24 protein-coding genes are annotated in these 24,467 nt (G+C 67.5%); 17 read left to right on the top strand and 7 right to left on the bottom strand.

Annotated features, from left to right (window positions below; translation table 11 throughout):
• Positions 1 to 60 precede the first annotated feature (60 nt).
• A complete protein-coding gene (locus J2W23_RS16405) occupies positions 61 to 1,446 on the bottom strand; it encodes an AmpG family muropeptide MFS transporter (protein WP_307649474.1) in 1,386 nt (461 codons plus the stop codon).
• A gap of 58 nt (positions 1,447 to 1,504) precedes the next feature.
• Here J2W23_RS16405 and J2W23_RS16400 point away from each other — a divergent pair, with 58 nt between their 5' ends.
• From J2W23_RS16400 to J2W23_RS16335, 14 genes are all read left to right on the top strand, one after another.
• On the top strand, positions 1,505 to 2,359 hold the full coding sequence (locus J2W23_RS16400; protein ID WP_307649473.1) for a M48 family metallopeptidase: 855 nt from the start codon (positions 1,505 to 1,507) through the stop codon (positions 2,357 to 2,359).
• Positions 2,360 to 2,562: 203 nt separating this feature from the next.
• Positions 2,563 to 4,281, top strand: coding sequence for an allophanate hydrolase (atzF, locus tag J2W23_RS16395; protein ID WP_307649472.1), 1,719 nt, complete (start codon positions 2,563 to 2,565; stop codon positions 4,279 to 4,281).
• 21 nt (positions 4,282 to 4,302) lie between these two features.
• Positions 4,303 to 5,301, top strand: coding sequence for an ABC transporter substrate-binding protein (locus J2W23_RS16390; protein ID WP_307649471.1), 999 nt, complete (start codon positions 4,303 to 4,305; stop codon positions 5,299 to 5,301).
• 2 nt (positions 5,302 to 5,303) lie between these two features.
• The gene (locus tag J2W23_RS16385; protein WP_176660624.1) at positions 5,304 to 6,131 is read left to right on the top strand and encodes an ABC transporter permease; all 828 of its coding nucleotides are present in this window, start codon (positions 5,304 to 5,306) and stop codon (positions 6,129 to 6,131) included.
• Positions 6,128 to 6,961, top strand: coding sequence for an ABC transporter ATP-binding protein (locus J2W23_RS16380; RefSeq protein WP_307649470.1), 834 nt, complete (start codon positions 6,128 to 6,130; stop codon positions 6,959 to 6,961). Before J2W23_RS16385 ends, J2W23_RS16380 begins: the two co-directional genes overlap by 4 nt.
• Entirely contained in the window at positions 6,958 to 7,338 is a 381-nt protein-coding gene (gene hpxZ, locus J2W23_RS16375) for an oxalurate catabolism protein HpxZ (RefSeq protein ID WP_307649469.1), read from the top strand. Before J2W23_RS16380 ends, hpxZ begins: the two co-directional genes overlap by 4 nt.
• 65 nt (positions 7,339 to 7,403) lie before the next feature.
• Positions 7,404 to 8,522, top strand: a complete 1,119-nt coding sequence (locus J2W23_RS16370; RefSeq protein WP_307649468.1) for a BMP family ABC transporter substrate-binding protein — start codon at positions 7,404 to 7,406, stop codon at positions 8,520 to 8,522.
• A 29-nt stretch (positions 8,523 to 8,551) separates the two neighbouring features.
• Positions 8,552 to 9,613 (top strand): ABC transporter permease, encoded by a 1,062-nt coding sequence (locus tag J2W23_RS16365; RefSeq protein ID WP_307649508.1) that lies wholly within the window; start codon positions 8,552 to 8,554, stop codon positions 9,611 to 9,613.
• A gap of 73 nt (positions 9,614 to 9,686) precedes the next feature.
• A complete protein-coding gene (locus tag J2W23_RS16360) occupies positions 9,687 to 10,610 on the top strand; it encodes an ABC transporter permease (RefSeq protein ID WP_307644631.1) in 924 nt (307 codons plus the stop codon).
• A gap of 5 nt (positions 10,611 to 10,615) precedes the next feature.
• Complete coding sequence (locus J2W23_RS16355; RefSeq protein WP_307649467.1) at positions 10,616 to 11,608, top strand: formamidase; 993 nt, start codon at positions 10,616 to 10,618, stop codon at positions 11,606 to 11,608.
• Between the two features lie 8 nt (positions 11,609 to 11,616).
• Positions 11,617 to 12,327: a biuret amidohydrolase gene (gene biuH, locus J2W23_RS16350; protein ID WP_307649466.1), complete on the top strand. Its 711-nt coding sequence runs from the start codon at positions 11,617 to 11,619 to the stop codon at positions 12,325 to 12,327.
• A 76-nt stretch (positions 12,328 to 12,403) separates the two neighbouring features.
• Positions 12,404 to 13,999: an ABC transporter ATP-binding protein gene (locus J2W23_RS16345; protein WP_307649465.1), complete on the top strand. Its 1,596-nt coding sequence runs from the start codon at positions 12,404 to 12,406 to the stop codon at positions 13,997 to 13,999.
• Entirely contained in the window at positions 13,990 to 14,661 is a 672-nt protein-coding gene (locus J2W23_RS16340) for a cysteine hydrolase family protein (protein WP_307649464.1), read from the top strand. Before J2W23_RS16345 ends, J2W23_RS16340 begins: the two co-directional genes overlap by 10 nt.
• Positions 14,662 to 14,690: 29 nt before the next feature.
• Entirely contained in the window at positions 14,691 to 15,437 is a 747-nt protein-coding gene (locus tag J2W23_RS16335) for a GntR family transcriptional regulator (protein ID WP_307649463.1), read from the top strand.
• Between the two features lie 6 nt (positions 15,438 to 15,443).
• On the opposite strand, the gene J2W23_RS16330 is transcribed toward J2W23_RS16335, so the two are convergent.
• The gene (locus tag J2W23_RS16330) at positions 15,444 to 16,418 is read right to left on the bottom strand and encodes a tripartite tricarboxylate transporter substrate binding protein (RefSeq protein WP_307649462.1); all 975 of its coding nucleotides are present in this window, start codon (positions 16,416 to 16,418) and stop codon (positions 15,444 to 15,446) included.
• Between the two features lie 42 nt (positions 16,419 to 16,460).
• Positions 16,461 to 17,702 (bottom strand): flavin-dependent oxidoreductase, encoded by a 1,242-nt coding sequence (locus J2W23_RS16325; protein ID WP_307649461.1) that lies wholly within the window; start codon positions 17,700 to 17,702, stop codon positions 16,461 to 16,463.
• 101 nt (positions 17,703 to 17,803) lie between these two features.
• On the opposite strand from J2W23_RS16325, the gene J2W23_RS16320 reads away from it, so the two are divergent.
• Entirely contained in the window at positions 17,804 to 18,715 is a 912-nt protein-coding gene (locus J2W23_RS16320) for a LysR family transcriptional regulator (protein ID WP_307649460.1), read from the top strand.
• 9 nt (positions 18,716 to 18,724) lie between these two features.
• On the opposite strand, the gene J2W23_RS16315 is transcribed toward J2W23_RS16320, so the two are convergent.
• Positions 18,725 to 19,528, bottom strand: coding sequence for an exodeoxyribonuclease III (locus J2W23_RS16315; RefSeq protein WP_307649459.1), 804 nt, complete (start codon positions 19,526 to 19,528; stop codon positions 18,725 to 18,727).
• 13 nt (positions 19,529 to 19,541) lie between these two features.
• On the opposite strand from J2W23_RS16315, the gene pyrE reads away from it, so the two are divergent.
• On the top strand, positions 19,542 to 20,225 hold the full coding sequence (gene pyrE, locus J2W23_RS16310; protein WP_176660638.1) for an orotate phosphoribosyltransferase: 684 nt from the start codon (positions 19,542 to 19,544) through the stop codon (positions 20,223 to 20,225).
• 13 nt (positions 20,226 to 20,238) lie between these two features.
• Positions 20,239 to 20,940 (top strand): DUF4124 domain-containing protein, encoded by a 702-nt coding sequence (locus J2W23_RS16305; RefSeq protein WP_307649458.1) that lies wholly within the window; start codon positions 20,239 to 20,241, stop codon positions 20,938 to 20,940.
• Between the two features lie 40 nt (positions 20,941 to 20,980).
• Here the strand turns inward: J2W23_RS16305 and gatB are convergent, their stop codons facing one another.
• The 3 genes from gatB to gatC are packed head-to-tail and all read right to left on the bottom strand — an operon-like array spanning position 20,981 to position 24,277.
• Positions 20,981 to 22,471 carry an Asp-tRNA(Asn)/Glu-tRNA(Gln) amidotransferase subunit GatB gene (gene gatB, locus J2W23_RS16300; RefSeq protein WP_307649457.1) on the bottom strand — a complete coding sequence of 497 codons (1,491 nt, stop codon included), beginning with the start codon at positions 22,469 to 22,471 and terminating at the stop codon, positions 20,981 to 20,983.
• 1 nt (position 22,472) lies between these two features.
• Positions 22,473 to 23,978 (bottom strand): Asp-tRNA(Asn)/Glu-tRNA(Gln) amidotransferase subunit GatA, encoded by a 1,506-nt coding sequence (gatA, locus tag J2W23_RS16295; protein WP_307649456.1) that lies wholly within the window; start codon positions 23,976 to 23,978, stop codon positions 22,473 to 22,475.
• Positions 23,978 to 24,277 (bottom strand): Asp-tRNA(Asn)/Glu-tRNA(Gln) amidotransferase subunit GatC, encoded by a 300-nt coding sequence (gene gatC / locus J2W23_RS16290; RefSeq protein ID WP_176660642.1) that lies wholly within the window; start codon positions 24,275 to 24,277, stop codon positions 23,978 to 23,980. The genes gatA and gatC overlap by 1 nt, the downstream gene beginning before the upstream one ends.
• Positions 24,278 to 24,467 lie beyond the last annotated feature (190 nt).

The following is a 24,467-nucleotide window of genomic DNA, read 5'->3' as shown; positions in this document are numbered from 1 at the left end:
CAGCAGAGCGCCCGGGCCCGCGTCGGCGGTTTCCCATAAGTGCAGCCTAGGGCCACGGCCCTATTGACGGTCGGCGGCGCTTGTGGTCGTCGTCAGCCGCGAGGCCAGCGCGACCAGCAGCAGCACGGGCACGCCCAGCAGCGCGGTGGCGGTGAAGAACTGGCTGTAGCCGTAGGCGTCGACGAAGGCGCCCGAGTAGCCGGCGATGAACTTGGGCAGCAGCAGCATCAGCGAGCTGAACAGGGCGTACTGCGTGGCCGAGTAGCTGATGTTGGTCAGGCTCGACAGGTAGGCGATGAAGGCGGCCGAGGCGATGCCGCCGGCCAGGTTGTCGGCCGAGACCACCGCGATGAGCGCCGTGAGGTCGTGCCCGCGCGAGGCCAGCCAGGCGAACAGCAGGTTGCTCGCGGCGCTGAGTACCGCGCCCAGCATCAGCACGCGCATCACGCCCAGGCGCATCGAGAGCACGCCGCCCACGAAGGCGCCGGCCAGCGTCATGACCACGCCGTAGATCTTGCTGACCGTGGCCACCTCGTCCTTGGTGAAGCCCATGTCCACGTAGAACGGATTGGCCATGATGCCCATCACCACGTCGCTGATGCGGTAGATGGCGATCAGCGCGAGGATCAGCGCGGCCTGCCACCTGTAGCGGCGGATGAAGTCGGCGAAGGGGTCGATCAGCACGCTCTGCAGCCACTCGGCCGCGTTCTTCGCCTTCGGAAGCACCAACCGCACGGGCTCGGGCGACAGCAGCACCGTGAGCACGCCGACGCCCATCGAGGCGGCCATCACAAGGTAGGCCGTTTTCCAGGCGCCGTTCTGGTAGGCCGCCGCGCCGGCCGCGGCGACGGCGGGCACCACCTCGGCCCAGGCTGCGACCCACAGCACGCCGGCGCCGGCCCAGATCATCGCGAGCCGGTAGCCGGTCTGATACGCGGCGGCGAGCGCGGCCTGCTTCCGCGTCTCCGCCGATTCGATGCGGAAGGCGTCCAGCGCGATGTCCTGCGTGGCCGAGCCGAAGGCCACCAGCAACGCGCACCAGACCAGTGGGGCGAGGCCGTGGCGCGGATCGTTCATCGCCATGCCGACCAGCCCCACGATCACCAGGCCCTGCGCCAGCAGCAGCCAGCCGCGGCGCCGGCCGAGCAGCGTGGTCAGCGGCGGCAGCGGCATCCGGTCGACCAGCGGCGCCCAGACCCACTTGAAGCCATAGGCCAGGCCCACCCAGCTCAGGTAGCCGATCGTGGTGCGGTCGATGCCGGCTTCGCGCAGGCGGAAACTCAGCGTGCCCAGCACCAGCAGCAGCGGCAGTCCGGCCGAGAAGCCCAGCGCCAGCATGCGCAGCGTGGCCGGCTCGAGGTAGACCTTCAGCGTGTCGCGCCAGGATGGTTTGGGGGGGGCGGGGGTTTCGAGCGGCGGAGCGGACATGAGCCCCGGATTGTCCATGAGCCGCCGCGGGAATCGACCCGCCTGTTTGTCTTCATTTGTTCCTATGATCCGCCCCATGTGCACACGCTGCGAACGCCCCATTTCCCTCACCTCTCCTGCCTCGCCGTGGCAGTTGCGCAGGGCCTTCCTGTTGATCGCGGCCGGCGTGGCGATGAGCCGCCCGGCGCTCTCGCAGGTCAACGTCGGCAACGCCTCGGTGGCGCGCAACCTCGTGCCCGCGGACAAGATCGAGGCGGCCGGCGTCCAGCAGTACGGCCAGCTGCTCGCGCAGGCCCGCGCCAAGAACGCGCTCGCCGGCGACAACAACGCGCAACTGCAGCGGCTGCGCGCCATCGCGCAGCGGCTCATTCCCTTCGCCACGCCCTGGAACACCCGCGCGCGCGAATGGAAGTGGGAGGTCAACCTGATCGGCAGCAAGCAGATCAACGCCTTCTGCATGCCCGGCGGCAAGATTGCCTTCTTCACCGGCATCCTCGAACAGCTCAAGCTCACCGACGACGAGGTCGCGATGGTGATGGGCCACGAGATGGCCCACGCGCTGCGCGAACACGCCCGCGCCCGCATGGCCAAGAGCGCCGGCACCGGCGCGGCGCTGTCGATCGGTGCGCAGCTGCTTGGCCTTGGCCAGGTGGGGGACCTCGCGGCAAGGGCCGGCACGCAACTCATCACGCTCAAGTTCAGCCGCAGCGACGAGACAGAGGCCGACCTCGTGGGGCTCGAACTCGCGGCGCGCGCAGGCTATGACCCGAAGGCCTCGGTGTCGCTGTGGAACAAGATGGCGACCGCCTCGAAGAATCAGGGCGGGCTGAGTTTCCTGTCGACCCATCCGAGCGGCACGGACCGCATCGCGAAGCTCGAAGCGAACATCCCGAAGGTGGAGAGCCTCTACCGCAACGCCAAGCGGAGTTGATATATGACCCCCTCTCCCAGAGGGAGAGGGTAGGGGTGAGGGCGGCGGCCTTCACCTGAGAGCCGCGCTTCATCGGCAGCACCTTGCCCTCACCCCAACCCTCTCCCCGAGGGGAGAGGGAGCAAACACCCAGTCTTAGTCGCAGGCTCGTTCCGGCTGGCACATTGCTTGCATCTCGACTTGTACACAAGTTTGGATGCCTGATGATGGTGCATGAATACGACCCGCTGACCACCGCTGCCTGGATCGCGAAATTCGCGGTACCTGTGGCCGGTGCCGAAACCGCCGACACCCCCGGCGTGACCCTGCCACTCGCCGGGCTGCGCTTCGCGGTCAAGGACAACATCGACGTGGCCGGCGTGCCCACCACTGCCGCTTGCCCGGCCTTCGACCGCCGGCCCACGGCGCATGCGGCCGTGGTGCAGCGATTGCTCGAAGCCGGTGCATCCCTGACCGGCAAGACCAACCTCGACCAGTTCGCCTGCGGCCTGAACGGCACGCGCTCGCCCTATGGCGAAGTGCCCAACGCATTCGATGCGCGCTACGTCTGCGGTGGCTCCAGCTCCGGTTCGGCGTATGTGGTGGCCGCGGGCGAGGTCGACTTCGCCCTCGGCACCGACACCGCCGGCTCCGGCCGCGTACCCGCCGGGCTCAACAACATCGTCGGCCTCAAGCCTTCGCGCGGGCTGCTCAGCGCCTTCGGCGTGGTGCCCGCAGCGCAGAGCGCGGACTGCGTTTCGATCTTCGCGCGCACCGTGGCGCTGGCCGTCGACGTGATGCTGGCCGCCTCCGGCCACGACCCGCGCGACCCGTACTCGCGCGACATCGCGATGCATCGCAAGCCGCTGCCCGCTCGCTTCAACTTCGGCGTGCCCGACGCGTTGGACTTCTTCGGCGACACCGCAGCCGAAGAAGCCTTCCGCGATGCGCAGGCCAGGCTCGTGGCACTGGGCGGCACGGCCGTCGCCATTCCGTACGCGCCGCTCGCCGAAGCCGCCGCGCTGCTCTATGAAAGCGCACTCGTCGCCGAACGCTACGCGGCGGTGCGCGAGTTCTTCGACGCGCATGCCGACGAGGTGATCGAGCCTGTGCGCAGCATCCTCGCGAGCGGAAAAGGCTATTCAGCCGCCGACGTGTTCGACGCGCAGACCCGGCTGCGCGCCATCGCGCAACAGGTCGAGCCGATGTGGCGCGACATCGACGTGCTTCTGGTGCCTACCGCGCCCACGCACTACACGCGAGCGCAAATGCGCGCCGATCCGGTCGTGCTCAACCGCAACCTCGGCGCGTACACCAACTTCGTCAACCTGCTCGACTACGCGGCGCTCTCGGTGCCGAGCAGCCTGCGCGCGGACGGCCTGCCGTTCGGCATCACGCTGATCGGCCCGAGCGGAAGCGACCTCGCGCTGGCCGACCTCGGCCAGCGCTATCACCACGCGAGCGGCCTCCCGCAGGGTGCGACCGGCCTGCCGCTGCCCGCGCCGCGCCCGGTGCCGGGCCTCATGGCCCCGGCACCGCAGACGCTCGCCATCGCCGTCGTCGGCGCGCACCTGTCGGGCATGCCGCTCAACGGCCAGCTCACCGAGCGCGGCGCCACGCTGCTGCGCACCACGACCACGTCGCCGACTTACCGGCTCTTCGCGCTGCCCGGCACCACGCCGCCCAAGCCCGGCCTGCAGCGCAGCGCGGGAGATGGCGGGGCCATCGCGCTGGAGGTCTGGGCCATGCCCATCGCGCAGGTCGGCAGCTTCCTCGCGCTGATCCCGCCGCCGCTCGGCCTCGGCAGCGTCGAGCTGGCCGACGGCAGCTGGGTCAACGGCTTCATCTGCGAAGGCCACGCGCTGACCGACGCACAGGACGTGACCCATCACGGCGGCTGGCGTGCCTACGTCGCGAGCCGCGCCACTGCCATTACCAACTGATCGACTGATCCAGGAGTCCCGATGAGCATCCTTGAAAAATCTTCCGCATCGCGCCGGCAGTTGCTGCAAGCCGGTGCCGCAGGCCTGGCCGTGCTGGCCGCGCCCACCATCGTGCGCGCACAGGCCGCGCCCAAGCTGCGCATCGGCTTCTGGCCCGTGGCCGCCGGCCTGCCGTTCTTCGCGGCGGTGGACCGCGGCTACTTCAAGGAAGCGGGGCTGGACGTGGAGCCGCTCAAGTTCGCCGGCGCGCAGCAGGTGATGGAGGGCATGCTCGCGGGCCGCTGCGATGGCAGCGCCAATGGCGTCGGCTCGGCCAACCTCGCCATCGGCGAGATCGCGCAGCCGGGCTTCTTCAAGATCTTCTGCACCAACCCGAGCAACGCGAAGTTCGTGCTCGACGAGTTCATCGTCCCCAAGGACAGCCCGGTCAAAACCGTGGCCGAGCTGGCCGGCAAGAAGGTGGCTTCGGGACCCGGCATCCAGAACGTCACGCTCTGCAAGACCATGCTGGAGCGCGCCGGCGCCAAGGGTGCGGTGGTGAGCGAACTCCCCATCGGCCAGCACGTGGCCGCACTCGTCGCGGGCCAGGTCGATGCCTGCTACACGCTGGAGCCGACCGGCACCGTCGGCCGCATGAACGGCACCACGCGGGTGATCGAGGCCGGCGTGGTCGCCAAGTACATCCTCGGCGACCCGATGGCGCCGTGGCACGGCGGCGCGGCCAGCCTCACCACCGAGTTCATCAAGAAGAACCCCGAGATCGCGAAGAAGTACATCGCCGCTTACGCGCGCGGCGTCGAGTTGGTGCGCACCAAGCCCGACGATGCGCGCCAGCACATGAAGGGCTACACCGCCATCGAAGGCAAGCTCACGGCCGAGGTGCCGCTCGCCTCGTACATGCTCTACAACGAGTTCAAGCCGAGCGACGTCACGTACTTCCAGAAGTTCTACGACCTGTTCACCGAGAAAGGCATCTTCGAGAAGAAGGTGCTCGTGGACGGCCTCCTCTACAAGGCATGACCATGGCCGATGCAAGCACGACCACGGCCGCGCCGTGGACACCGCCGGCCAGCCTCGGCGCCATCGCGCCGAAGCCCCCGCTGCGCGGCCGCCTGCTGCCCTTCATCGGCCCCGTGGTGCTGTTCATCGCATGGGACCTGGTGGTGCGCCTGGGCTTCATCAAGCCCATCCTGCTGCCCACGCCGGCCGACACCATCGCCGCGCTGATCACGGGGCTTGCGGGCGGACCGCTGCTCACTGACTTCGCGATGACCGTGTGGCGCACGCTGCAGGCTTTTCTCATCGCGGCGGTGGTCGGCGTGCCGCTGGGCGTGCTGCTCGGCAGCAACGAGAAGGCATACCGCAGCGTCGAGTTCCTGATCGACTTCTTCCGCTCGACGCCCTCGTCCGCGCTCATTCCGCTGTTTCTCCTGATCTTCGGCGTGAGCGACGTCAACAAGATCGCCATCGCGGCCTTCGGCGCGCTGCTCATCGTGGTGTTCAACAGCGCCTACGGCGTCATCAACGCGCGCAAGCAGCGCGTGATGGCGGCGAAGGTCATGGGCGCCTCGCGCTGGCAGGTCTTCAAGGACGTGCTGATCTGGGAAAGCCTGCAGCCCAGCTTCGTCGGCCTGCGCTCGGCGGTGTCGATGGCGCTGGTGATCGTCATCGTGGCCGAGATGTTCATCGGCTCCGACGTCGGACTCGGCCACCGCATCATCGATGCGCAGCAGGTGCTCAACGTGAAGAGCATGTACGCGGCGATCCTGGCGGCCGGTGCCCTGGGCTACGCGCTCAACATTCTTTTCCTCGTCGCCGAGCGCCGCATCGTGCACTGGAGCGGACGATGAAAGTCACGCAGGACGTCGTCATCAACGGCCCGGTCTACGCCGATGTGCCCAAGCCGGTCTTCAAGCCCGGCCCCTCGGGCACGCACATCACCATCCGGGGTCTCACCAAGTACTTCGCGGGCTGGCCGCTGTACGAGAACTTCGACCTCGACATTCCCAAGCACAGGATCGTCTCGGTGTTCGGGCCCAACGGCTGCGGCAAGTCCACGCTCATCAACATGATCGCGGGCCTCATCCCCATCGATACGGGCGAGATCCTGTTCGACGGCAAGCAGCGCAAGGACACCAAGATCGGCTACGTGTTCCAGAACTACCGCGAGGCGATGTTCCCGTGGATGCGCACCATCGACAACATCGCCTACCCGCTGAAGCTCGAAGGGCGCAGCAAGGCGGAAGTGGACCGGCGCATGGAAGAGCTGGTCGCTTCGTTCGACGTGAAGTTCGACCTGAAGCGCTTTCCCTACGAACTGTCGGGTGGACAGCAGCAGACCGCATCGATCATGCGGGCCCTCGCGCCCAACCCGGAGGTGCTGTTCCTCGACGAACCCTTCTCGGCGCTCGACTTCGAGATGACGCTCTTCATCCGCGAGAAGCTGCAGGAGGTGTTCATGCAGACCGGCACCACCATGCTGCTGGTGTCGCACGACCTCGAAGAGGCCGTGTACCTCGCCGACGAAGTGCTGCTGCTGACCAAGCGCCCCACCAAGGTGGCCGAGATCCTGCGCTACGGCGATGCACGCCCGCGCACCGTCGAGACGCTGAGCACCGAGAGCTTCGTCGCGACGAAGAAACTCAGCCTCGACATCTTCCAACGCGAGGTGCGCCGATGACGCTGGAGATCAACCTCCCCGAGGTGCACGCCGAAGTCAGCGCCGTGTTCGCGCGCTACGAAGAAGCGCTCGTGACCAACCAGCGCGCTGTGCTCGACGAGCTGTTCTGGAACAGCCCGCACACGCTGCGCTATGGCTTCTCCGAGAACCATTACGGCCATGCCGACATCCGCGCCTTTCGCGCTTCGCTGCCGGTGCAGAGCCCGCCGCGCGAACTGTTGCGCACCGTCATCACCACCTACGGCCGCGACTTCGCGACGGCGAATGTCGAGTTCCGGCGCGAAGGCAGCCGCGTGATCGGCCGGCAGAGCCAGACGTGGATACGCACCGACGACGGCTGGCGCGTGGCGGCCGCGCACGTGAGCCTGTCGGCCTGACCGCACAGAACCGCAGAACGCACGGCACATTTTTTGCACCTCCTTCAACTCCTCGAAAGAACGCCATGACAAGCCAATTCAATCGCCGCGATTCCCTCAAGTCCCTGGCCGCACTCGGCGCCGCCGGCACCCTCGGAGGCTGGAGCGCCCTGGCCCGCGCGCAGGCCAAGCCGCTGACCGTCGGCGTGATCTACGTCGGCGCGCGCGACGACTACGGCTACAACCAGGCGCACGCCATGGCGGCCGCCGAAATCAAGAAGCTGCCCGGCGTGAAGGTGGTCGAGGAAGAGAACGTGCCCGAGACCGCCGCCGTGCAGAAGACCATGGCCGGCATGATTTCGCAGGACGGCGCGAAGTTGCTCTTTCCCACCTCCTTCGGCTACTTCGATCCGCACATCCTCGCGGTGGCGCCCAAGTACCCCGACGTGCGCTTCTCGCATTGCGGCGGTCTCTGGACCGAAGGCAAGCATCCGAAGAACGCGGGCAGCTTCTTCGGCTACATCGACGAGTGCCAGTTCCTGAACGGCGTGATCGCGGCGCACATGACCAAGAGCAACAAGATCGCCTTCGTCGCCGCCAAGCCGATTCCGCAGGTGCTGCGCAACATCAACGCCTTCACACTCGGTGCGCGCTCGGTCAAGCCGAACATCACCTGCAGCGTGATCTTCACCGGCGACTGGTCGATGGCCGTGAAGGAGGCCGAGGCCACCAACAGCCTGGCCGACCAGGGCTGCGACGTGTTCACCATGCATGTGGACGGCCCCAAGGTGGTGGTCGAGACGGCAGCCAAGCGCGGCAAGATGGTCTGCGGCTACCACGCGAGCCAGGCGAAGCTTGCGCCGAACGCCTACCTCACTGGCGCCGAGTGGAACTGGCTCACCGCCTACAAGACCGCCATCGAAGCCGCGCAAACCGGCAAGCCGCATCCCAACTTCCTGCGCGGCGGTTTGAAGGAAGGCTACGTGAAGATGTCCGCCTACGGCCCGATGGTGACGGACGCCGCGAAGAAGCAGGCCGACGACATCAAGGCCAGGATGATCGCGGGCACCTTCGACATCTTCAAGGACGGCATCAAGGACAACAAGGGTGCGGTCGTGGTGCCGGCCGGCAAGGTGCTGAAGCAGACGGACCTGGAGCTGGAAAAGATGAACTACCTCGTCGAAGGCGTCATCGGCCAGGTCTGAGTTCCGAGTTCATGCCCATGTCTTTGCCCATGCGCAGCACGCTCAAGGAATTCGCCCTGCCGGTGTTCGCCATCGCGGCGGCACTGCTGCTGTTCGGCGTGCTCGTTGCCTTTGCCGGCGTCGATCCGGTGGAGGTCTGGGCGACGCTCTTCAAGGGCGCGTTCGGCGACTGGTTCTCGTGGCAGAACACGCTGCAGCGCGCGGCACCGCTGATGCTCACCGCGCTATGCGTGGCGCTACCGGCGCGCGCGGGGCTGATCGTCATCGGTGGCGAAGGCGCATTGGTGCTGGGCGGTCTGGCCTGCGCGGCGCTTGCGCATGCGGTGCCGCTGCCCGGCAATGCCGTGGGCACGGCGATCGTCTGCATCGCGGGTGCGCTCGCCGGTGCGTTGTGGATCGTGCTCGCGGGCTGGCTGCGGCAGTACCGAGGCATCAACGAAACCATCAGCAGCCTGCTGCTGGCCTACATCGCCATCGGCATCTTCAAGCACCTGGTCGAAGGGCCGCTGCGCGATCCGGCGAGCCTGAACAAACCATCGACTTATGCGCTGAACGACGGGCTGCTGATCGGCGGCATCGGCGGCTCGGACGTGCATTGGGGCCTGGTGCTCGGCGTCGTGGCTTGCCTCGGGCTCGGCTGGTGGCTGCGCGCGACCGCCTCGGGCTTCTCGGTGCGCGTGGTTGGCGGCAATCCGCGCACCGCGCAGCTCGTGGGCCTGCCGGCCACGCGACTCATTCTCGGCAGCTGCGCACTGGGCGGCGCGTGCGCGGGCCTCGCGGGCGCGGTCGAGGTGGCGGCGGTGCACACCAATGCCAACGCCTCGCTGATCGCGGGATATGGCTACGCGGGCATCCTCGTGTCGTTCATCGCGCGGCACAACCCGGTGGCCATCGTGCCGGTGGCGATCCTGTTCGGCGGCTTCGGTGCGGCGGGCAGCCTGTTGCAGCGACGGCTCGGACTGCCCGATGCGTCGGTGCTGGTGCTGCAGGGCATCGCGTTCGTGCTGATCCTTGCAAGCGAGGGCTTGCGCATGGTCGACTGGAAGGCGCTGCGCGCGCGGCTGTTCCGCGCTTCGGGGAGTCCGGCATGAGCGCGGCGCCGGGCCGCCCCAAGCAAGCTCGCTCCCGCTTGGCGGGAAGGCGCGCAGCGCCAAGGGTGCACCAATGACCGCTGATCAATGGATCGCGCTCGTGGCCGGCATCGTCGGTGGTGCGTTGCGCGTGGGAGCGCCTTTTCTTTTCGTGAGCCTGGGCGAATGCCTCACCGAGAAATCGGGCCGCATCAACCTCGGGCTCGAAGGCGTGCTGGTGCTGTCGGCGATGGCAGCCTTCGGCGGTGCGTATCTCACCGACTCGGCCTGGCTCGGCGTGCTGATCGGCGCGATGGCGGGCGCGGTGCTCGCGCTGCTGCACGGCCTCCTGTGCTCGCTCGACCGTGTGAACGACGTGGCGACGGGCATCGCATTGATGTTGCTGGGCACGGGGCTCGCGTTCTATCTGGGCAAGCCGCTGATCCAGCCGCAGGCGCCGCAGATTCCCGCGATACCGCTGGGCTTCTGGAGCGACAACACGGTGGTGCGCTCCGCGCTGCAGCTCAATGCGCTCGTGCCCATCGGCATCGCGCTCGCGGTGCTGCTCTGGTGGGGCTTCGCGCGCACGCGCGCAGGCCTGCTGGTGCGCATGGCGGGCGACTCGGCGCAGGCCACGCGCGCGCTCGGCTACTCGGTCTCGGGCCTGCGCATCGCTGCGACGACGGCCGGCGGCTTCATCGCCGGGCTCGGCGGCGCGTCGCTCACGCTGTTCTATCCCGGCAGCTGGAACGAAGGCATCTCCAGCGGCCAGGGCCTCATCGCCGTCGCGCTCGTGATCTTCGCGCGCTGGAGTCCGCTGCGCTGCGTGGGCGCGGCCTTTCTCTTCGGCGGTGCGGGCGCCATCGGGCCCGCGCTGCAGTCCATCGGCATCGGCTGGGGCTACCACCTCTTCAACACCGTGCCCTACGTGCTCACGCTGGTGATCCTGGTGCTCACCTGCAAGCCGGGCAGCGCCGCCATCGGCAGCCCGGGCGAACTTTCATCGACAAGGAACTGAACACCATGAGCGGACTGGGTGGCCTCAACAAATCGGCGCACGGCGTCGTCGTAGGGCTGGTGCAACTGCAGCTGCCGAACGTGAAGACGCCGGCCGACCTCGCAGCACAGGCGCAGCGCATCTGCGACATGGTGGGCAAGGCGCGCCGCAACCAGTCGACGATGGACCTCGTGGTGTTCCCGGAGTACGCGCTGCACGGCCTCTCGATGGACACGAACCCGGAGATCATGTGCACGCTCGATGGCCCCGAGGTCGCGGCCTTCAAGCGTGCGTGCATCGAACACCGCATCTGGGGCTGCTTCTCGATCATGGAAGCCAACCCCGGCGGCAACCCCTACAACAGCGGGCTGATCATCGACGACCAAGGCGAGATCAAGCTCTACTACCGCAAGCTGCACCCGTGGGTGCCAGTCGAGCCGTGGGAGCCCGGCAACCTCGGCATTCCGGTGTGCGATGGGCCGAACGGCAGCAGGCTCTCGCTCATCATCTGCCACGACGGCATGTTCCCCGAGATGGCGCGCGAGGCTGCGTACAAGGGCGCCGACATCATCCTGCGCACGGCGGGCTACACCGCGCCGATCCGCCATGCGTGGAAGATCACCAACCAGTCGAATGCCTTCTGCAACCTCGCCTACACCGCGAGCGTGTGCCTGTGCGGCAGCGACGGCAGCTTCGATTCGATGGGCGAGGGCATGTTCTGCAACTTCGACGGCACGGTGCTGGTCGAGGGCGGCGGGCGCGTCGACGAGATCATCACCGCCGAACTGCGGCCCGACCTCGTGCGCGAGGCGCGCACCGGATGGGGTGTCGAGAACAACATCTACCAGCTCTACCACCGCGGTTATGTCGCGGTGAGGGGCGGCGCGCAGGACTGCCCCTACACCTACATGCACGACATGGCCGCCGGCACCTACAAGTTGCCCTGGAGCGCCGACGTGAAGGTGACCGACGGCACCTCCTGCGGCTTCGCGCCGCCGGAACGCAACTACCAAGGATGAGCATCGCCATGACCACAACCGCAACCACCGCCGAACGCCACGTAGCCGCCGAGCCCTACGCCTGGCCCTACAACGGCGACCTGCGCCCCGAGAACACCGCGCTGATCGTGATCGACATGCAGACCGACTTCTGCGGCAAGGGCGGCTATGTCGATGTGATGGGCTACGACCTCTCGCTGGTGCAGGCGCCGATCCAGCCGATCGCGCGCACGCTTGCGGCGCTGCGGCCGCTCGGCTTTCACATCATCCATACGCGCGAAGGCCATCGGCCCGACCTTGCGGACCTGCCCGCCAACAAGCGCTGGCGCTCGCGGCAGATCGGCGCCAATGGCGTGGGCATCGGCGACGACGGCCCCTGCGGGCGCATCCTCGTGCGCGGCGAGCCGGGCTGGGAGCTCATTCCCGAGCTTGCGCCGCTGCCCGGCGAGGTGGTGATCGACAAGCCCGGCAAGGGCTCGTTCTATGCCACCGACCTGGAATTGATCCTGCGCACGCGCGGTATCGAGAACCTGATCCTCGCGGGCATCACCACCGACGTGTGCGTGCACACCACGATGCGCGATGCGAACGACCGGGGCTTCGAGTGCTTGCTGCTGTCGGACTGCACGGCCGCCACCGACCACGGCAACCATCTCGCCGCGCTGAAGATGATCACGATGCAAGGCGGCGTGTTCGGCGCGCACACCACCTCGCAACAACTGCTGGCCGCGCTGGGCTGATGCAGGCACGCATGAGCGCCGCGCCGGGCCGCCCCAAGCAAGCTCGCACCGCAGTGCGAAGCACGGAGGTACTCCAATGAGCGCCGTTCCCCACGCCATCGGTGCGCTGCCCGCGGGCAGCGGCGCACTCGCGCTCGACACCTACGAGCTGACCAAACGCTTCGGCGCCTTCACCGCGATGGACCGCGTGACGATGCGCGTCGAGCCCGGCACGGTGCATGCGCTGCTCGGCGAGAACGGCGCCGGCAAGAGCACGCTGGTGAAGTGCGTGGCCGGCTTCCAGCGCGCGGAGGAGGGCAGCATCCTGATCGACGGGCGCGAGCAGGACATCGCCAACCCCATCGTCGCGCGCGCGCTGGGCATCGGCATGGTCTACCAGCACTTCACGCTGGCGCCGGGCATGACGGTGGCCGAGAACCTGCTGCTGGCCGGCGGCAAGACGCCCGCGTTGATCGACTGGAAGACCAAGCGCGCGGAGCTGAAAGCGTTTCTCGCGACCACGCCCTTCAGCCTCGACCTCGATGTGCGGCCGTCGGAACTTGCGGCGGGCGAGAAGCAGAAGCTCGAACTGTTGAAGCAGCTCTACCTGAAGCCGCGCTTGCTGATCCTCGACGAGCCCACCTCGGTGCTCACGCCGCAAGAGGCCGACGAGGTGCTGGGCCATGTGCGGGAGTTCGCGCGTAGCGGCCTGTGCACTGTGCTCATCATCACGCACAAGTTTCGCGAGGTGATGGCGTATGCGGACAGCGTGACGGTTCTGCGCAGGGGCAAGGCGGTGCACCACTGCCGCGTCGCGGAAACGAGCCCGGCGCAGTTGGCGCAGGCCATGATGGGCGGCGAAGATGCGCCGATTTCCGCACCGGCTTCGTCGCCCGCCGTCAGGAAGCCCGTGGCCGATGCGGCGCCCGTCGCACTGAAGGTCGAAGGCCTCAAGGCGCAGGGCGACCGCGGCACGCTCGCGCTGCACGACCTGAGCCTGTCCGTGCGCGCCGGCGAGATCCTCGGCGTGGCGGGCGTCTCCGGCAATGGACAGCGCGAACTGGTCGAGGCCTTGGTCGGGCAGCGCCCGCGGCTGGCCGGCCGCGTGAGCGTGATGGGCCAGCCCTACAAAGCACGCCGTGCAGAGAACCGCAGCCTCAAGGTCCGAAGCCTTCCCGAAGAGCCGCTGCGCAACGCGTGCGTGGGCGACCTCAGCGTGGCCGAGAACATGGCGCTGCGCGATTTCGACAGGCCGCCCCTGTCGCGCAGCGGTGTGCTGAACTTCCCGTTCTGGCGCAACCGCGCGCGCGAGTGGATCGCCGAATACGGCGTCAAGACGCAGGGCGAGGGCGCACCGATCCGCAGCCTCTCGGGCGGCAACGTGCAGCGCGCGGTGCTGGCGCGTGAACTGGCCGGCGACATCAACGTGCTGATTGCGGCGAACCCCGTGTTCGGGCTCGATTTCGCCGCTGTCGCCGAGATCCACGAACGCATCGTGCAGGTGCGCGAGAAGGGCGGTGCGGTGCTGTTGATCAGCGAAGACCTCGATGAGCTCCTCGAACTGGCGGACCGCATCGTCGTGATGAGCGAAGGGCGGATCGTGTTCGAGACCTCGGCGGCCGATGCGGAGAGACACGTGATCGGCGCGCACATGGGCGGTGGACATCACGAGCCGGAGCAAGCATGCGCATAGAAGAAGCCAACCCCTTCGCCTACGAGTTCGCGCTGGCGCGCACGGCGCTGGTGCTCATCGACATGCAGCGGGACTTCATCGAGCCCGGCGGCTTCGGGGAAACGCTGGGCAACGACGTGTCGCTGCTGGAGGCCATCGTCCCGGCCACGAAGGCGGCGCTGCAAGCGTGGCGAAACGCGGGAGGACTCGTGGTCCACACGAGAGAGGCGCACAGCCCTGACCTTTCCGACTGCCCACCCGCCAAGCGCAACCGCGGCAACCCCACCCTGCGCATCGGCGACGAAGGCCCGATGGGCCGCATCCTCGTGGCCGGCGAGCCCGGCAACCAGATCATCGATGCGCTCGCACCGGTCGACGGCGAGATCGTCATCGACAAGCCCGGCAAGGGCATGTTCCACGCCACCAGCCTGCATGAACTGCTGCAGCAGCGCGGCATCACGCACCTGCTGTTCGGCGGCGTCACCACCGAGGTCTGCGTGCAGACCAGCATGCGCGAAGCCAACGACCGCGGCTACGACAGCCTGCTGCTCGAAGACTGCACCGAGAGCTACTTCCCGGCCTTCAAGGCGGCGACGCTCGACATGATCCGCGCGCAGGGCGCCATCGTCGGCTGGACCGCGCCGAGCGCGGCGTTGCTCGCCGCGCTGAACAACGCGACATGAAGCCGGCGCCAGCGACTACCATCCCCCACGTGTCTACCGTCCGACCCCGCTCCGCTTCCCCCGCGCCCACGCCCGCAGCCGATACGGCCGTTTTTCGTACACGCGCCGACGAGGTTTATGCGCAGCTCAAGCGCGACGTGGCCGAGTTCATCCTCGTGCCCGGCGACCGCTTCACCGAGAACGAGATCAGCGACCGGCTGGGGGTGTCGCGCACGCCGGTGCGGCAGGCGCTGTTCCGGTTGCAGCAGGAGGGTTTTGTCGAGGTGCTGTTCCGCAGCGGCTGGCGCGTGCTGCCCTTCGACTTCGACCAGTTCGAGCAGCTCTACGATTTGCGCATGGTGCTGGAGACCACCGCGGTGCATCGCATCTGCGAGGCCGACCACCGCGTCGACCGCAGCCTGCTCGACACGCTGGCCGGCATCTGGCTCGTGCCGGTGGCTGAGCGCAGCACCGACACGGCGCAGGTCGCGCAGTGGGACGAAGCCTTTCACTGCGCGCTCGTGGCCGCCGCAGGCAACGCCGAGATGGCGCGCGTGCACAGCGACGTGACCGACCGCATCCGCATCATCCGCCGGCTCGACTTCACGCAGCAGCCGCGCATCGAAGCGACCTACGACGAGCACGCGAAGATCCTGAAGGCGATCCGTGCGAACCGGGGCGATCAGGCCGCGATGCTGCTGCGCGCGCACATCGAGACCAGCCAGGCAGAGGTGCGCAAGATCACGTTGCACCAGGTGCATCTGGCGCGGCACGCGGGGAAGACGGCGCCGCGCTGAAGGAACTCAGTCCGCGGTGATGTTCCCCCGCTTGACCACCGTCGCCCAGCGGTCCGCGTCCTTCTTCACCAGCACCCCGAATTCCGCCGGCGTCGAGCTGGCCGGCACCATGCCCTGCGACTCGAAGGACTTGGCCACCTCGGGTTGCTTCAGCACCGCCGCGATCTCCTTGTTGAGCCGCACTACCACCTCAGGCGGCGTGCCCTTGGGGGCGAGCACGCCGTACCACATGTCCACGTTGTCGGCGGTCACGCCGGCCTCGGCGAGCGTCGGCACGTCGGGCAACTGCGGCAGCCGCTTGCTGCTGCCGGTGGCGATGGCCCTGAGCTTGCCGATCTGAATGTGCTGCAGCGCCACGTGCACCGGCAGGAACATGTAGTCGATGCGCCCGCCGAGCAGGTCGGTCACCGCGCCGGCCGTGCCCTTGTAGGGCACATGCAGCAGATCGGTGCCGGTGCCCTGCATCAGGAGCGCCATCGACAGGTGATGCGGCGTGCCCACGCCCGGCGTGGCGTAGGTCAGTTTGGCGGGCTCGGCCTTGGCCGCGCTCACCATCTGCGCGACCGACGTCGCCTTCTGCACGTTCGGGTTGGTCACCAGCAGCAGCGTGCCCCACGAAGTGAGCGACACCGGCGTGAAGTCGGCGACCGGGTCGTAGCTCAGCGACTTGTAGAGGCTGCGGTTCATCACCAGCGTGTTGACCTGCACCATCAGCGTGTAGCCGTCGGGCTTGGCGCGCGCGACTTTCTCGCTGCCGATGTTGCCGCTCGCGCCCGCGAGGTTTTCCACGATCACGGGCTGGCCCAGCAGCGCCGGCAGGCGGGCCGAGAGCTGGCGCGCGACGAGGTCGATGCCGGTTCCCGGCGTGTAGGGCACGACGAGCGTGATCGGCTGGTCGGGCCAGGCGTGGGCTGCTGCTGCGCTGGCTGCAACGAGCAGGGCGGCGAGGGTCTTTGCAAGGGGCTTGGCGATGTAGCGCATGGGTTATGTCTCCGTCTTGTTCTGTGAAGGAAGTGCCGGCGCTCAGAGGTAAGAGGCGCGGGCCTTCAACGCCACCGGGTCGTAGCCGGCTACGCGCTTGTAGTTGTCCGAGATGGCCTGCAGCTCGGCGTGGCTCACCACATCCTCGATCTGCCCGAAGCGCTTGCCGCCCGAGCGCTCGAACACTTCGCGCAGGATCGCGTCGGGCGGGTTGCTGCGGTTGGTCAGCACCACGTTGGTGGTGGCCTTCACGCGCACGCGGTCGTAGTCTTCGAGCGCCGCGGTGCCGACGCCCAGGTCCTTGAGCGCGCCTGCGAGGAAGCGCGCATCGATGATCGCCTGCCCCGCGCCGTTGGAGCCGCGCGGCACCATCGGATGTGCGGCGTCGCCCAGCAGCGTGAGGCGGCCGTGCGTCCAGCGCGGCAGCGGGTCCTGGTCGACCATCGGGTACTCGAGGATGGTGTCCGAGGCGCGGATCAGCGCAGGCACGTCGAGCCAGTCGAAGTGCCAGTCGGCGAAGGCGGGGAGAAAGTCCTCGAGCCGGCCGGCGCGGCTCCAGTCGCGCATCGCGGGTTGCGGCGCATGGATCTCGGCGACCCAGTTCACGAGCTGATGCCCGTCGGCGTCGATGTCGTTGCGGATCGGATAGATCACCATCTTGCCGACCGCGAGCCAACCCGCGCGCACCATGCTCGCGCCCGAGAGAAAGGGCTTCCATCGCGTGGTGCCGCGCCACATGTTCACGCCCGAGTAGCGCGGAGCGCCTTCGTTCGGATAGAGCTGCTTGCGCAGCGCGGAGTGGATGCCGTCGCAGCCGATGGCTACGGCCCCTCGCACATCCGGCGCGTCGGCGAAGTGCACGGTGACGCCCTCCGCGTCCTGCGTCACGCCGGTGCAGCGATGGTTGCAGACCACGCTGTCCGCGCCGAGGCGCTTGAGCGTTTCCTCGAGCAGCACCGTCTGCAGATCACCGCGGTGGATCGAGAACTGCGGCCAGTCGTAGCCCGCATGCTCGCCAGCGGCCTCCTGAAAGATCAGCTGGCCGTGCTCGGTGAAGAAGATCGACTCCTTCGTGCGCACGCCCACCGCGTCCAGTTGCGGCAAGAGGCCGAGCTCGGTCAACTCGCGCACCGCATGTGGCAACAGGTTCACGCCCACGCCCAGCGGCTTGAGTTCGGGCACGGCCTCGTACACGCGGCATGCGATGCCGGCCTGGTGCAGGCTCAGCGCGAGGGTGAGGCCGCCGATGCCGGCGCCCAGGATGATCACTTGCTTGTCGTTCATGACTCTCTCGAAAGAGCTCCGTTTTTGTCTCCTGTCGTATTGGGAACGGAAGTTTGCTATTTGTGAAATTTAGATGTGCTATGGATTTATCATGAATCCTTATGAACCTATCGACTCGCCAGATGCGCGCCTTCCTGCATGTGGCACGGCTGGGCAACTTCACGCGCGCGGCCGAGCAGGCGCACATCACGCAAGCGGGGCTCAGCATCCTGATCCGCGAGATGGAAAAGCAACTGGGTTGCCGGCTCTTCGATCGCACCACGCGGGTGGTGGCCCTCACGCCCTCGGGCCGGCGGCTGCTGCCGGTGGTGGAGCGGCTCGTCACCGACCTCGACGATGTGGCCGCGCAACTGGGCGCCGAGGGCGACGAGGCGCGCCAGACCCTGCGCATCGCGGCCACGCCGCTGGTGTCCTCGCACCTGCTGCCGCAGGTATTCAACACGTTTCGCGAGGCGCATCCGCAAGTGAGCGTGCGCCTCTTCGATGCCGATCTGCGCGATGTGGAGGCGATGGTCACGGCCGGCGATGCGGATGTGGGCCTCGGCTTCTTCTTCAAGGCCGCGTCGGGCCTGGCGCGCACGCCGGTCGGGCGCTTTCACCTGATGCGCGTGACGGCTTCTTCAGAGGAGATCGATCCGACGCCGGCCGTAGGCACCGCGCCGTGGTCCGCGCTGCGCACCGCCGAACTCATCGGCCTCCCACCGGGCAACCCGATCCAGAAAGTGATCGACCAGCACCTGATGGCCACCATCGGCCGCGCCGATGCGCAGCGGCCGACTTTCAATTTCTTCGGCACGCTGATCTCGATGGTCGAGGCGGGCTTTGGCACGGCCGTGATGCCGACCTTCGCGCTCGCGGCCTGCCGCCGCCATCGCGTGCGCACCGATGTGCTGGTCAAGCCGAAGGTGGGGCTGGACTTCTATCGCATCGCCAAGCGCGGCGCGCACGAGACCGAGGCGATGCAGGCTTTCGTTGCGACGCTGGAGAAGGCACTGCCCGCGCTCTCGCGCTGAACGGTCGGATCAGAGCGTGAAGTCGTAGTCCACCGTGATCGGCGCGTGGTCGCTGAACTTGATGGTCTTGAAGATCTGTTCGGTGCGCGCGAGCGCGGCGGTCTTCGGCGTGGCCAGGTGGTAGTCGAGCCGCCACCCCACATTGTTCGCGTAGGCCTGGCCGCGGTTGCTCCACCAGGTGTAGGCCTCGCCGGTGGTATCGGGTTTGAGCATGCGGTAGACGTCCACCAGGCCCGCGCCCTCGGCGCCGGCGTCCAGCAGCTTCGTCATCCAGGCGCGCTCCTCGGGCAGGAAGCCGCTGTTCTTCTGGTTGCCGCGCCAGTTCTTCAGGTCGATCTCCTTGTGGGCGATGTTGATGTCGCCGCAAAGGATGAACTCGCGCTCTTTCTTGAGCGCGATGAGGTAAGGAAAGAAGCCCTTCAGGAAGCGGAACTTGGCCTGCTGCCGCTCCTCGCCCGAACTGCCGCTCGGGAAGTAGCAGCTGATGACGGAGAACTTGCGCGTGGGCGTGTCGAAGCGCAGCTCGAGGTAGCGGCCTTCGGCATCGAACTCGGCATCGCCCCAGCCCACGATGACCTCGCTCGGTGCGTGCCGGGTGTAGATCGCGGTGCCGGCGTAGCCCTTCTTCTCGGCGAAGTGGAAGTGGCCCTTCAGGCCCGCCATCTCCTCGAAGCGGCCTTCGATGTCGCTCGCCTGGACCCGGATCTCCTGCATGCAAATACAATCCGGCGCAAGTTCGGCCACCCAATCGGCGACGCCCTTGGTGGCCGCCGAACGCAGGCCATTGAGATTGAGACTGGTCAGTTTGAACACAAGGAATTTCCCGATGGCTGTAGATGGTGAGAAAAGCAGCGCGGTGGCGCAGGACTTCGTCCAGTTCGCGCGCGATGCCGGCGTGCTTCGCTTCGGCGAGTTCAAGACCAAGGCCGGCCGGATGAGCCCCTATTTCTTCAATTCGGGGCTCTTCGACGACGGCGCCAAGATCGCACGGCTCGCGGGATTCTATGCAGACCGGCTGATCGAGAGCGGCCTCGAATTCGACATGATCTTCGGCCCCGCCTACAAGGGCATCCCGCTGGGCGCCACGGTGGCCGCCGAACTGGCCCGGCGTGGCCGCAACTACCCCTTTGCCTACAACCGCAAGGAAGCCAAGGCGCACGGCGAAGGCGGCAACCTGGTGGGCGCGCCGCTCAAGGGCCGCGTGCTGATCGTCGATGACGTGATGTCCGCCGGCACTGCGGTGCGCGAATCGATCGCCGCGATCGAGGCCGCCGGCGCCACGCCGCATGCCGTGGCCATTGCGCTCGACCGGCAGGAAAAAGCCACCGAGAACGGCGTCGACGTGGACCACAGTGCCGTGCAGTACGTGCGCAACCAGCTCGGCCTTTCGGTGGTCGCCATTGCCACGCTGGACGACCTGCTGAGCTACCTCTCGGGCGATGCCGCTGCCGACCTGGGCGCGCACCGCGAACGCGTGCTGGCCTACCGCACGCGCTACGGCGCCCATTGAGGATCGGACAGCGATGCGCACACGCAATCACGGCAAGCCCCACCGCCTGCTGGCGATGGCATCGTTTTTCCTGGTGGCCTTTTCTTCCGTCGGCGTTGCGCATGCGCAAGGCAAGGACGCCCCTGCCGCCAGCATCTACACCTGCACCGATGCGCAGGGCCGCACGCTCACGGCGGACCGTCCGATCCCGGCCTGCAGCGACCGCGAACAACGCGAGCTGAGCCCGAGCGGCCTCACGCGCCGCAAGATCGAACCCACGTATTCGGCACGCGAGATGGCCGAGCGCGAAGACCGCGCCCGCGAAGCCGCCGTGCAGGCGGCCAAGGCGACCGACGAACGCCGCCGCGAGCGTGCGCTGCTGGTGCGCTACCCCAGCGCCGCCTCGCACGACCGCGAGCGCAACGAGGCGCTGTCGCAGGTCGATGCGGTGATCCAGGCGGCGCAGAAGCGCATCGCCGAGCTGGGCGAAGACCGCAAGAAGATCGACGAGGAGCTCGAGTTCTACAAGAAGGACGTGAGCAAGGCGCCGGGTGCGATGCGCCGCAAACTCGAGGACAACACGCAGAGCGTGGCGGTGCAGAACCGCTTCATTGCCGAGCAGGAAGAAGAGAAGAAGCGGGTGAATGCGCGCTTCGATGAAGAGCGCACGCGGCTGAAGCCGCTGTGGGGACCTGCCCCGAGCGGTGCAACTGCCGGAGCAGCGGCGCCGCGCTGAATGCGCCGAGGCCGCGATGGCCCCGGGACTCGCTGATCGATCAGCCCAGCTTGGCTTTCAGCAGCTCGGTGACTTGCGCAGGGTTGGCCTTGCCGCCGCTGGCCTTCATCACCTGACCCACGAGGCCGTTCAGCGCCTTCTCCTTGCCGCCACGGTATTCCTCGACGTTCTTCGCATTCTTGGCGATGACCTCGTCGAGGATCGCGTCGAGCGCGCCGGTGTCGGCCATCGGCTTCAGGTCCTTGGCTTCGATGATCGCGTCGACGTCGCTGCCTTCGCCGGTCCAGAGCGCGTCGAACACCTGGCGCGCCGCGTTGTTCGGCAGCGTGCCGTCGGCGATGCGCTTGATCAGCTGGCCGAGTTGCAGCGCGCTGACCGGTGCCGCCTCGATGCCGATCTCCTGTGCGTTCAGGCGGCGCGCCATCTCGCCGGTGATCCAGTTGCTCGCGAGCTTCGGCGTGGCGCCGGCCTTCACCGCGTCATCGAAGTAGTGCGCGAGCGCGAGGCTCTGCGTGAGCTGCGCCGCGTCGTATTCCGACAGTCCGTGGTCGCGCACATAGCGCTCGGCCATCGCGCGCGGCAGTTCGGGCATTTCGCTGCGCACGCGCTCGATCCAGTCGGCGGCAATCACCAGCGGCGGCAGGTCCGGATCGGGGAAGTAGCGGTAGTCGGCCGAGTCTTCCTTGGCGCGCATCGCCCGCGTCTCGCCGGTGTCGGGGTTGAACAGCACGGTGGCCTGCTCGATCTGGCGGCCGTCTTCGATCTCCTCGATCTGCCAGCGGATCTCGTAGTCGATCGCCTGCTGCATGAACTTGAAGCTGTTCAGGTTCTTGATCTCGCGCCGCGTGCCGAGTTTGTCGCCGGGCTTGCGCACCGACACGTTGGCGTCGCAGCGGAAGCTGCCTTCCTGCATGTTGCCGTCGCAGATGCCGATCCACGTGACGATCTTGTGCAGCTCCTTCGCATAGGCCACGGCCTCCGCGGTGGAGCGCATGTCGGGCTCGGTCACGATTTCCAGCAGCGGCGTACCGGCGCGGTTCAGGTCGATGCCGCTCTGGCCGATGAAGTCTTCGTGCAGCGATTTGCCCGCGTCTTCCTCGAGGTGGGCGCGCACGAGGCGCACGGTCTTTTTCTCTTCGCCGAGGAAGAACGAGACCGAGCCGCCCTGCACGACCGGAATCTCGAACTGGCTGATCTGGTAACCCTTGGGCAGGTCGGGATAGAAGTAGTTCTTGCGCGCGAAAACGCTGCGCGGCGCGACGTGCGAGCCGAGCGCAAGGCCCAGCTTGATGGCGCGTTCGACCGCGCCCTTGTTCATCACCGGCAGCGTGCCGGGCAATGCGAGGTCCACCGCGCAGGCCTGCGTGTTCGGCTCGGCGCCGAAGGCGGTGGAGGCGCGGCTGAAGATCTTGCTTGCGGTCGACAGCTGCGCGTGCGTCTCGAAGCCGATGATGACTTCATAGCCGCGCACCAGCGGGCCGGTCGGGCGGCCTTGTTGTTGTGCTTCGAAGGTGTTCACGGTCTCGCTCATCTCAAAAGCCCTCCGGCGTGCGCGTGTGCCAGTCGGTGGCTTGTTGGAAGCGGTGCGCTGCGTTCAGCAGCTTCGCTTCGCCGAAGTAGTTGCCGATCAGCTGCAGGCCGACGGGCATGCCGCCGTCGAAGCCCGCGGGCACGCTCATGCCGGGGAGGCCGGCCAGCGATGCGGGTAGCGTGAAGATGTCGGCGAGGTAGTCGGCCACGGGGTCGTCGCCGTGTTCGCCGATCTTCCATGCGGTGGTCGGCGCGGCGGGGCCCGCGATCACGTCGCATTGCTTCAACGCCTGCTGGAAGTCGTCGGCGATCATGCGGCGCACCTTCTGCGCCTGCAGGTAGTACGCGTCGTAGTAGCCGTGCGAGAGCACGTAGGTGCCGATCATGATGCGGCGCTTGACTTCGTCGCCGAAGCCCTCGGCGCGCGTCTTCTCGTACATGTCGGACAGGTCCTTGTACTGCTTGGCGCGATGCCCGAACTTCACGCCGTCGAAGCGGCTCAGGTTGCTCGACGCCTCGGCCGCGGCGAGGATGTAGTACACGGGAATCGACAACTCGGTGCGCGGCAGCGACACCTCGACGCGCCTGGCGCCCAGCTTCTCGTACTGCGCGAGTGCTGCATCGATGGCCGCGCGCACGCCCGGCGCCACGCCTTCGCCGAAGAACTCCTTCGGCACGCCGATGCGCAGGCCCTCGAGCGAGTCGTTCAGCGAGCGGCCGAAGTCTTCGGCGGGCTTGTCGATGGAGGTCGAGTCGCGGTCGAGATCGGGCCCGCAGAAGGCCGACAGCAGCAGCGCGCAGTCTTCGGCCGAGCGGGCCATCGGGCCGGCCTGATCGAGGCTCGATGCGAAGGCCACCATGCCGTAGCGCGAGGCGCGGCCGTAGGTCGGCTTGATGCCGGTCACGCCGCAGAACGACGCGGGCTGGCGGATCGAACCGCCGGTGTCGGTGCCGGTGGCGGCGGGGGCCAGGCGTGCGGCAACGGCCGCCGCGCTGGCGCCCGAGGAACCGCCCGGAATGCGCTCGCGGTTCCAGGGGTTCTGCACCGGCACGGCCTTGTCGTGGCCCACCGCGGGCACGGCGACGTTCTCGTTGGCCGAGCCCATCGCGAATTCGTCGCAGCTCAGCTTGCCGAGCGTGACCGCGCCGGCCTCGGCCAGGCGGCGCACCACGGTCGCATCGAAGGGCGAGCGGTAGCCCGCGAGCATCTTCGAGCCGGCGGTGGTGGCGAAATCGGTGGTGACGAAGATGTCCTTGTGCGCGATCGGCACGCCGGCCAGCGCCGGGGCCTTCACCCCCCCTTTCGCGGCGGCGATCAGCGCATCGGCCTTGCGGGCCTGGGCCAGCGTGACTTCTTCATTGACGTCGACAAAGGTGCCGAGCGATTCGTGGGCCTTCATGCGGCCGAGGAAGGCCTGCGAGGCCTCGACGGCCGAGACCTTGCGTTCGGCCAGCGCTTTGGCCAGGGCGACCACGCCCATCTGGTGCAGTTGTTGTTCGCCGCTCATTATTCGATCACCTTGGGCACGAGGAAGAGGCCTGCTTCGACGGCAGGCGCGCTCTTCTGGTTGGCTTCGCGGTTGTTGGGTTCGCTCACCACGTCGTCGCGCAGGCGCAGCGTGATGTCCTCGATCGCGGCCACCGGATGGGCCAGGGGCTCGATGCCGGCGGTGTCGACCGAACGCATACGTTCGACTAAGTCAAAAAAGCCATTGATCTGGCTGAGCATGCGCTCGCTTTCGTCGGAGGCAAGCTGCAGCCGCGCCAGGGAGGCGATGCGTGCAATATCTGAAGCGTCAAGGGACATGGGTCGGACCGGTCAAAAAACCGAAGGTAATCGCACGCCGAAGAGGGTGCTAACACGGGAATCAGAGGGGATTCAGGTATTATCCCGCCTTTGCCGCAACCCCCGCGAACGCGCCGGCTTTTGCGCCAAAAACGATCAATTCACCCCGTCAAACGACCCAAAAATAGAGCGACGACCTGCCGATGCGCAG

It is taken from the genome of Variovorax boronicumulans (genome assembly GCF_030812215.1).
Taxonomy (GTDB): domain Bacteria; phylum Pseudomonadota; class Gammaproteobacteria; order Burkholderiales; family Burkholderiaceae_C; genus Variovorax; species Variovorax boronicumulans_C.
This window is presented reverse-complemented; position numbering and strand designations above follow the sequence as displayed.